General features: G+C 70.1%; 8 protein-coding genes. 5 read left to right on the top strand and 3 right to left on the bottom strand.

Going from position 1 to position 8609, the window contains the following annotated elements; genetic code table 11:
* Positions 1 to 756 precede the first annotated feature (756 nt).
* Complete coding sequence (locus ABGB14_RS48705) at positions 757 to 924, bottom strand: hypothetical protein (RefSeq protein ID WP_347650702.1); 168 nt, start codon at positions 922 to 924, stop codon at positions 757 to 759.
* 17 nt (positions 925 to 941) lie between these two features.
* Between ABGB14_RS48705 and ABGB14_RS48700 the strand changes: the two genes are divergently transcribed.
* Positions 942 to 1487 (top strand): GNAT family N-acetyltransferase, encoded by a 546-nt coding sequence (locus ABGB14_RS48700; protein ID WP_347650701.1) that lies wholly within the window; start codon positions 942 to 944, stop codon positions 1485 to 1487.
* A gap of 152 nt (positions 1488 to 1639) precedes the next feature.
* Complete coding sequence (locus ABGB14_RS48695) at positions 1640 to 2146, top strand: hypothetical protein (protein ID WP_347650700.1); 507 nt, start codon at positions 1640 to 1642, stop codon at positions 2144 to 2146.
* Between the two features lie 216 nt (positions 2147 to 2362).
* On the opposite strand, the gene ABGB14_RS48690 is transcribed toward ABGB14_RS48695, so the two are convergent.
* The gene (locus ABGB14_RS48690; protein WP_347650699.1) at positions 2363 to 3058 is read right to left on the bottom strand and encodes a helix-turn-helix domain-containing protein; all 696 of its coding nucleotides are present in this window, start codon (positions 3056 to 3058) and stop codon (positions 2363 to 2365) included.
* Between the two features lie 73 nt (positions 3059 to 3131).
* On the opposite strand from ABGB14_RS48690, the gene ABGB14_RS48685 reads away from it, so the two are divergent.
* The 3 genes from ABGB14_RS48685 to ABGB14_RS48675 all read left to right on the top strand — a co-directional run bounded on the left by ABGB14_RS48685 (position 3132) and on the right by ABGB14_RS48675 (position 5784).
* On the top strand, positions 3132 to 4094 hold the full coding sequence (locus ABGB14_RS48685; RefSeq protein WP_347650698.1) for a zinc-binding dehydrogenase: 963 nt from the start codon (positions 3132 to 3134) through the stop codon (positions 4092 to 4094).
* 64 nt (positions 4095 to 4158) lie between these two features.
* Positions 4159 to 4737 (top strand): TetR/AcrR family transcriptional regulator, encoded by a 579-nt coding sequence (locus ABGB14_RS48680; RefSeq protein WP_347650697.1) that lies wholly within the window; start codon positions 4159 to 4161, stop codon positions 4735 to 4737.
* Positions 4738 to 4863: 126 nt separating this feature from the next.
* Positions 4864 to 5784, top strand: a complete 921-nt coding sequence (locus ABGB14_RS48675; protein WP_347650696.1) for a hypothetical protein — start codon at positions 4864 to 4866, stop codon at positions 5782 to 5784.
* A 102-nt stretch (positions 5785 to 5886) separates the two neighbouring features.
* Here the strand turns inward: ABGB14_RS48675 and ABGB14_RS48670 are convergent, their stop codons facing one another.
* Positions 5887 to 8589, bottom strand: coding sequence for a LuxR C-terminal-related transcriptional regulator (locus ABGB14_RS48670; protein WP_347650704.1), 2703 nt, complete (start codon positions 8587 to 8589; stop codon positions 5887 to 5889).
* Between the last annotated feature and the right edge of the window lie 20 nt (positions 8590 to 8609).

The raw sequence follows: 8609 nt of genomic DNA, 5'->3' as shown, positions 1-8609 counted from the left end.
TGATCGACTGGCTAGACACCGACGATCATGAGGGGTCGCGTTCGTCATCTCCGCACCGGGGCACCCCTACTCGCCCACCCGGCTCAGGGGTACAGCAGTCTCACCAGTCGAGAACGCAACGGCCCTGGGTTCCGCCCCGAGGCGAAGTCTCATATGTCAATGGAGTCATGGCCTGCCCGCTTTGCGGTGATGGAGACGGCACACATGTTGAGCACGCCTACGTGGCGGCGCGGCGCGAAGGTCAGGAGTCCACGGACATCCACGTCGATGCCGTCGCAGGCGCCGTAGAACAACAGGGGACACCGTCGGCCCCTGTAGGTCCGGGCGTGGGTGAGGGACGACGGCATCGGATTGCCCTCACGGGCTGGTGCGAGATGTGCGGGGGCGAATTCGCCATTATCTTCACCCAGCACAAGGGGGCGACACTTCTTGAGGCCGTTCCGATCAACCAAGAGCGCAGGTTCCAGACAGGGCGAAGTCGCTAGTGGTGATGGTCTGGAGGGGGTTGCTGTACAGCAGCGCCGTACAGCAACACCGTCTTATGTGATCACATCTCGCCGAACGGCATCTACCTTCTGACCAGGGCATAACGTCCTCCAACCTGGTACCCGCCATTGACTTGTAAACAGAAGGTCAGGGGTTCGATTCCCCTCGTCGGCTCTGCAGCAGGAAGCCCCTGAATTGGCGTTATGCCGTCAGGGGCTTTCTGTTTGTCCGGACAATGTGAGATCTTGCTAACATCCTCGCACCGCCGGGTCAATCGGCCCGTATCTGGTTGGCGTCCTCGTGCTGGCATGATTGCGACGAACGGATCGTGAACACGACAAGAGCCAACGTGAGTCCGATAGACGGATCGGCAAGGCGAACGCAGTTGATCAGCTCTACGTCCGTCTCTTGCAGTCGCTTTCTGACCTTGGCCAGCACCGGGCTAAATTGGTCGGATGGGGACCTATGAGGATCTACCGGCGGAGCTGGTGACCGAGCGGCTGCGGTTGCGGCGGTGGGTGCCGTCGGATGCCGAGGAGTACCGCGGGTTATGGCTTGAGCGGGATGCGCGAGTGCCGCCGGTGCGGCGGATCGATGCCGAGGGACGCCCGACGGTCGAGGACATCCGCGGCTGGCTCCGCAACAATCCGCTGGCGGCGGATCCGGGGCTCGGGTTGCTGCCGATCGAGCTGCGAGACACCGGTGAGTTCATTGGCTACTGCGGATTGACCGTCGGTCAGGGATCTCTCGACGAACCTGAGATCGCGTACGAGCTGGCACAACGAGCTCACGGTCATGGATACGCGACAGAAGCCGCCCGTGCGGTCATGGAAGCGGCGGCTCGGACAGGACGTCGCCGGCTCTGGGCGACCGTGTGGGAGTGGAACGTACCCTCGTTCCGCGTCCTCGAGAAGCTCGGGTTCCACCGAAGCGACCGCATCACCGAGGACGCCGAACGCGGCAACACGATCTGGATGACGCGCGTACTCGGCCCGGAGTAGGGGGGCCTGCACGGACGCGGCTACCGTCCCGATGAGGAAAGGAAGACTGTGCGACGCCGATCGGCAGGACGCCACCGACGCGTCTCGTACTCTGGCGGCCGGTCGAGTAGTTCGCCAAGGCGTGTGAACACGGGATCTCATGAGTGGGTGCCATGACCGAGTACTATCGGGCCGCGGATCGGGGTGCCGCGTTAGCGGATCCGGAGCGGCCGCGGGTTATCGACAAGCCCGGGGTCGTGCCCGCGTTCGACGCCGTAGATGCGGGAAAGATTGACCCGGAGAACGAGTTCTGCCAATTGGTTGCCCTCGTTCTCGGCGAGCCGTACTCGGTCGATCTCCTCGGCCTCACCTATCTGTATCCGCCGCCCGAAGGAGCACCGCAGAGCCTGGAGGAGGCGGACGCTCTCCCGGAAGGGTCGCCTTACCTTGAAGGACCCGGCATCGCGGAGTTCGCGGTGCGTGTTCGTGACGCTTTGGCCGACGTCGAGAACGACCGTCTACAGGTGCTGGCGGCTCGCTGGTCGGAGATCGAAGACTTCGAGATCTACAGTGATACGGGTCCGCATGACTTGTTGCCCCTGATTGAGGAGTTCGTGGGACTTGCGCGACGGGCGAAGGAGCATGATCAGCAGCTCTACTGCTGGATGGGCGGCTGGTAGGGCAGCGCCTGTCATGACCGACCCTTCTACGGCTGCTCAGTGATCGGTGCCGGCTGGTCGTGTACCAGCTCAAAGGCGTGACCGGGCGCCAGAGTTAGGATCGCGCGGTGAACATGACACCTGATCTTTCTGGTGTGCCTCGCCGGCGTGCTCTCATCAGTGAGGGCGGGAGGAGGGTGCCGTTTCGGCGCTGCTTCTGGATGGTCTCTGTGGTTGTCAGCCCGTACGCGTGCCGCACGAACCACCGGTGTCCGTCCGCGGCCTGAGCGGGTGGCTTCGTCGGAGGGCGTGGGCTATCTCGTCGACGAGGGCGGGCTTTCGGGGCAGGGCGCCGTTTGCCGCGTTCTCCCGGAAGGCATCCAGTGCGAGGGCGGCGAAGCGGCGGGCGGCGACCGTCCGGGTGGCGGGGCGGGTCGATGACAGCCCGCGGCCGGCCAGCAGGATGAGCACGAGATCGTCGGTGGCGAAGTCGTGCCGCAGTCGCCCGGCTCGCTTGGCCCGGGAGGCGAGGGCTCGGAGCCGGCGGAGAAGTGCTGTGCGGTGTTCCGCGAACACGGATGCCTGAGGGTTGGCCGACATGAAGGCGTCGACGAACCCCCTGTTCTGCACGTTGAGCACGCTCAGGCCTTCGACGACGGACGAGAAGCCGCGCCAGGGGTCTGGGTCGGCGCAACCGTCCTCGACGATCTGGCGGCATGCACGCAGTTCGTCCGTGAGCGCGTCGTCGATGAGGGCCTGCTTGGTCGGGAACCGTCGGTAGAGGGTTGCGGGACCCACTTCGGCGCAGCGCGCTATCTCTCGCATCGGGACCTCCAGGCCGCGCTCGGAGAACAGGGTGCGGGCGGTGTCCAGGATCCTGTCGCGGTTCTCCTGCGCATCCGCGCGAAGGTTGTGAGTCACTTCTTCCGTCATCGTTCTCACTTCCGCTAAGTGGACGCATGCGTCCACTACGGTCCGGATCGTAGCTGAACACAGGGAGACGTTGATGCGTGCGGTAGTGATTGAGCGGTTCGGTGACCCGTCCGGGATGGCGGTACGTGAGGTCGCTGATCCGGTTCCAGCCGTCGGCCAGGTCCTGGTCCGGTCTGAGGCGATCGGGGTCGGCGGGGTCGATGCCGTGATCCGGCGCGGAACCCTCGGCGGCTATGGGTTCGCCGAAGGACTGATTCCGGGCAGCGAGGTGGCCGGGGTGGTCACCGCGGTCGGGGACGGCATCGATCCGTCATGGCTCGGGCGGCGCGTGTGGGCGTTCACGGGGACGAGCGGAGGCTACGCCGAACTGGCCACGGCTCACATCGACGCTGTCACCGCCCTCCCCGACGGGCTCTCGCCGGTCGACGCCGTAACGCTCGGCAGCGCGGGCCCCGTCGCGCACTTCGCGCTTGCGCACGCACGTTTCACCGCCGGTGAGTCGGTGCTCGTACGCGGTGCGGGGGGCAGCATCGGCATCGCGACGGTGGAACTCGCCGCCCGCGGTGGTGCGAGCGGCGTCGCGGTCACCACCTCCTCTCCAGAACGCGGGGAACGGCTCCGGGAACTGGGCGCGACGCTTGTGCTCGACCGTGCGGGGCACGGTGGCGACGACGGACCAGGCGCATACGACGTGATCATCGACATCGTCGGCGGGAACGACCTGCCGGCGTTCATCGACCGGCTCGCGCCGAACGGCCGCATGGTCCTCGTGGGCGTCGTCGCGGGCATGCCGCCGGCGGACTTCGGGACGCACCTCATGCGGTCCTTCCAGCAGTCACGCTCGTTCGCGACGTTCAGCCTGGATACCGTTCCTGTCGCCGTGCGCAACGCCGTTCGTTCCGAGCAATTCGACGCCGCCGCGGAGAGGCGCCTGCACCCTGTCGTACACGAGGTGCTGAAGCTCGATCAGGCTGCCGAGGCGCATCGTCAGATGGACGACGGAACCGTCTTCGGGCGGATCGTCCTCACCCCGTGACCGTGCCGATGGCGACGATTGAGATTCTGTTGGCAGGATGTCTAGCGTTGCTAGAGTCATGTCCATGTCCGTCCTCAGAGAGCGTCGAGAACGCGAGCGCGCCCGACGCCATCAGCTGATCATCACGGCAGCCCGCGAACTCGCCGAGGCCGAAGGCTGGGAGGCGGTGACCACGAGAAGGCTCGCTGAGCGTGTCGAGTACAGCCAGCCCGTGCTCTACAGCCACTTCAGCGGCAAGGACGCCATCGTGCGCGCCGTCGCGATCGACGGCTTCGGCGAGCTCGCCGCCCACCTGCGCCGTGCCCGGTCGGCCGGCCCCGAGCCGCGGCAGGCCCTGCACGCCGTCTGCCGCGCCTACCTGGAGTTCGCCACCGAGCGACCCGCCCTCTACCAGGCCATGTTCGTCATGCCGACCGACATGAAGTTCGCGCACGCCGAGACGCCGCCCCCACTGCGCGCCGCCTTCGACGAACTCGTCAGCTGCTTCCGCCCGGACAACGCGCGACGCGAGCTGTTCGCCGAAGTCATCTGGAGCGCGTTGCACGGCATGGCCGTCCTGGCGGACAGCGGCCGTATCCCCTCGGACGGTCAGGAGGAGCGCCTCGACTTCCTGGTCAACCAGCTCGCCGACACCCCGGACTGACCGGCCCGCGCCATGAAGGGCCACCGGAAGGCCGAGGGCCGGCGCCGGGTCCACCCCCCGGCGAGGGTCGCCGGGTTGCGAGGCTCGTGATCTCGGCACGCGAGTCTCCTGTGGCACAGTTTCACTGTGGCGCTCGGCGAACTACCGGACTGGCTGCCGGCATGGTGTCTGGCCCATCTCGGAGATCGGCCCGCCGACGTGCTGTTCCGCCAACGGTCCATGTCGACGGTGTTCGGTCTCCGGCTGGCCGGCGGTGACGACGTCGTGGTCAAGGCCCGTGGCGACGACGGCCGGGCGGTGTCATGCGTGACAGCGCAGGCCCGGCTGGCCGAGAACGGGTTCCCTTGCGCCCGCCCGCTCACGCCGGTCGTCGGCGTCGGTTCCCTGGCCGTGCACGCGGAGGAGTTCCGCCCCGGGGGAGAGGTGCTGCGCGGGGACGCCCCGGACGTCGCCGTGCGCTGCGCGGAGGTCTTCGCCCGGCTGATGACCGCACTGTCGGGCCTCGCCGTCACGCCGCCGCTGCCGAATCCGCGCTGGGTGCGGTGGGACCATGCGGACCCGGGGCTGTGGCCGTCGATCGAGTCGCTCGACGAGAAGGACCAGGATCTCGTACCCGCCTACGCCATGGAGGTCGCCGACAGGGCCCGGCGGCGCATGCTGGCCGCTGACCTGCCCTGCGTGCTGGGCCACGCCGACTTCGAGGCGCACAACCTCCGGTGGCACGGCCAGGAGGTGTGGACGGTGCACGACTGGGACAGCCTGGCCTGGCAACCGGAAGCCGCCCTGGTGGGAGCCGCGAGTGCCGTGTTCGCCAAGACGGGACCGGCCACCCTGCCGCCGATCGAGAGCACCGAGGCGTTCCTGGCCGCGTATCAGGACATGCGGGCCCGCCTGTTCACCGCCGAAGAGCAGCAGGTCGCGTGGGCGGCCGGCCTCTGGCCGGCGGCCCACGACGTCCGATGGGAAGCACTCCACGGCTACACCGCGGTGTCGGGCAGAGCGCTCTGGACACAAGCAGCCGAACGCCTCCGCCGGGCGAACGCCTGACGGCCGAGCCCGAGCCACGTGAACCGTGGCCCGCGGCCTGCTCGCGGGTGGGGGGCAGGATGCCGAGCTTGCCGGAGAGTTCGGCCGGGGTCAGCTCGGCCGTCAGGAGAGGTCGATGCGGCTCAGCTCGCGGCGGGAGCGGATGCCGAGCTTGCGGAAGGCGCGGTAGAGATGGTGCTCGACCGTGCGCGGGCTGAGGAAGAGCTGTGCGGCGATCTCCCTGCTGGTGGCGCCGTCGGCTGCCAGACGGACGACCTGGAGCTCTTGCGAGGTGAGCCGCTCCACGGGGTCGGCGGCCGTGGGCTCTGCCCGTGTCAGGGTCTCCCCGGTCGCGTGCAGTTCGGCCCGTGCCCGTTCGGCCCACGGCGTGGCGTGCAGCCGCTCGAAGACGGTCAGCGCCGAGCGCAGCGGAGCCCGGGCGTCGCTGCGCCGCTTGGCCCGTCTCAGCCACTCGCCGTAGAGCAGCCGGGTGCGTGCCTGTTCGAACGGCCGGCCCGCTTCCTCGTGTGCCTCGAGCGCGCGCAGGTAGTGGGCCTCGTCGTCGGTGACCAGGGCCCGGCAGCGGGCGCTCACCGCCTGTGCCCACCGCTGTCCTCCGGCGAGCGCCCATGCTTCGAGGCGGCGCAGGGGCTCGGCCGCCCTTTCGGGCTCGCCGAGCCGGACGGCCGCCTCCACCTGGTCGGCACCGGCACTGACCAGGCCGGAGGCGTGCCGTAGCGGGCCGCGGGCGGCCGCCTCCAGCCGGTCGAGCGCCGCGGCATGGCGGCCCAGCCCGAGGTCGAGCAGGCTCAGTGCGGTGGTGCCCGCCATGCCGCCGGTGTTGGGCTCGTCCCCGGCCAGCTGGAGGCAGCGCTCCTCGTCGCCTTCGATGGCGGCGACCCGCGCCAGCACGGAGTTGAGCCTCGGCACGCGGTGCTCCAGCCCGATGTCACGGACCAGCTGGACGGCTTCGGCGACGGACGCCTCGGCCTCGCGGTGCCGGCCCTCCTGCACCTGCACGCCGGCGAGGTCCTGGAGCACCTGCGGCAGCGCGCCGACGAGGCCGTGCCGGCGGCAGCGGGCCACCTCGGCCTGTGCCAGCTCCGCGGCGGCCGCGTCCGCGCCGATGATCATCGCGCAGAACGCGCCCCAGGCCATCGTCAGGACCTCGTCATCGGGCCGCCACCGGTGCGCGCCCGAATGGAGGTCCTGCGCCGCTCGCCACGCGTCCGGCGCCGCCTGGCGGGCGCCGGCCACGAACTCCGCGAGCAGCGGCAACCCTTGCGCGTAGTCCTCTCGCACGAGAGCCGCCATCCCGGACACCATCGGGTCGTGGCGCCCCAGCGCGCACAGCCGCTCGGCCGCGTCGAGGATGGCCTGCCGGTCGCCGCAGAACCACCCGTAACCGGCGCCGGCCCGCAACATCAGCGCGGCCTGCTCCGGGCCGGCGTCCGACGAACGTTCGACCAGCACCCGGGCCGCCAGCCGCCGTTCGCCCAGCTCGAACTCCACCGCCGCCCGTACCGGTGCCAGGACCGCCGGTGACGTCGGGCCGGCGACCAGCCACTCGGCCTGCCCGACCAGGTCCGCGGCCTGGTGGGCGTGTCCCGCTGACAGCGCCAGCCAGGCCGCCTCGCCCAGCCGCGCCGCCCGCGTCCGCGGCTCCGGGGTGAGCTGCGCGGCCTGCTCGTACAGGCCGGCCGCGGCGGCGTACGCGGTGCGGCCGCGGGCGCGCTCCGCCGCGCGAGTGATCTCTTCGGCGACCTTCTCGTCCGGGCACGTCGTGGCGGCGGCGAGATGCCGGGCCCGGCAGTCGTCGTCGGTGGTCGCGCGCGCCAACGCCTCGTGCACGAGGATCCGCTGCGCCAGCGGCGCCCCCTGGTATGCGGCGGTGCTGATCAGCGGATGCCGGAACGTCGCGACCGCGGCGGTGACGTCGACCAGCCCGGCCTGCTCGGCCCCCGCCAGGTCGTCCAGACCGACGCCCAACATCTCGGCCGCGCCCAGCAGGGTGGGCAGGTGCCCGCGCGCCTCGGCGGCGGCCGTCAGCATCATCAGGCGGGTCTTGTCCGGGAGCACGGAGATCCGTGACCGGTACGCCGCCAGCACCCGGTCAGAGACGGGCATCGGCCCGGCCGCCGAATGGTAGGGCCGCTGCGCCACGGAGAACTCCATCAACGCCAGCGGGTTGCCCGCCGACTCGTCGATCACCTGCTCCCGTACGGCCGGTGTGAGCCCCCGGTCCGCCAGCAACAATGCCGCGTCCGCCGGCGACAGGCGCGAGAGTCGCGTCTCGGGCAGCCCTGTCGCGGTGAAGCCCTCCTCCCGCGCGGCGAACAGGATCGCCACCCCGTCGGCGCCGAGGCGGCGGGCGGCGAAGCGCAGCGCGTCTGCGCTCGCCTGGTCGAGCCACTGCGCGTCGTCCACCAGGCAGAGCAGCGGGCTCTCCTCGGCCACTTCCGCGAGGAGGGTCAGCACGGCCAGCCCGGACAGGAACCGGTCCGGTGCCCCCTGCCGTCCGTCGTCCAGCGCGAGAACCGCGCGCAGCGCGTCGGCCTGAGGGCCGGGCAGCGCGCCGATCCGGTCCTGCATGGGCCACAGGAACTGCACCAGGCCGCCGAAGGCCAGGTCGGCCTCGGCCTCGATGCCGGTGACCCGCAACGTCCGCAGGCCCGCTCGCCGCGCGTAGCCGGCGGCCCAGTCGAGGAGCGCGGATTTGCCGATCCCGGGCTCTCCGCGCAGCACGTGGCCACCGCTGCGTCCGGCGCGCGCGGCATCGACGAGGGCCTGGATGGAGGCCTGCTCGACTGCCCTGCCGTACAGCACCAACGCCCCCGATCCTTACG

The organism is Nonomuraea sp. B10E15 (genome assembly GCF_039871615.1).
In the GTDB taxonomy this organism is placed as follows: Bacteria; Actinomycetota; Actinomycetes; order Streptosporangiales; family Streptosporangiaceae; genus Nonomuraea.
The sequence above is the reverse complement of the archived record's forward strand: the minus strand, read 5'-3'. Positions and strand labels throughout refer to the sequence as shown.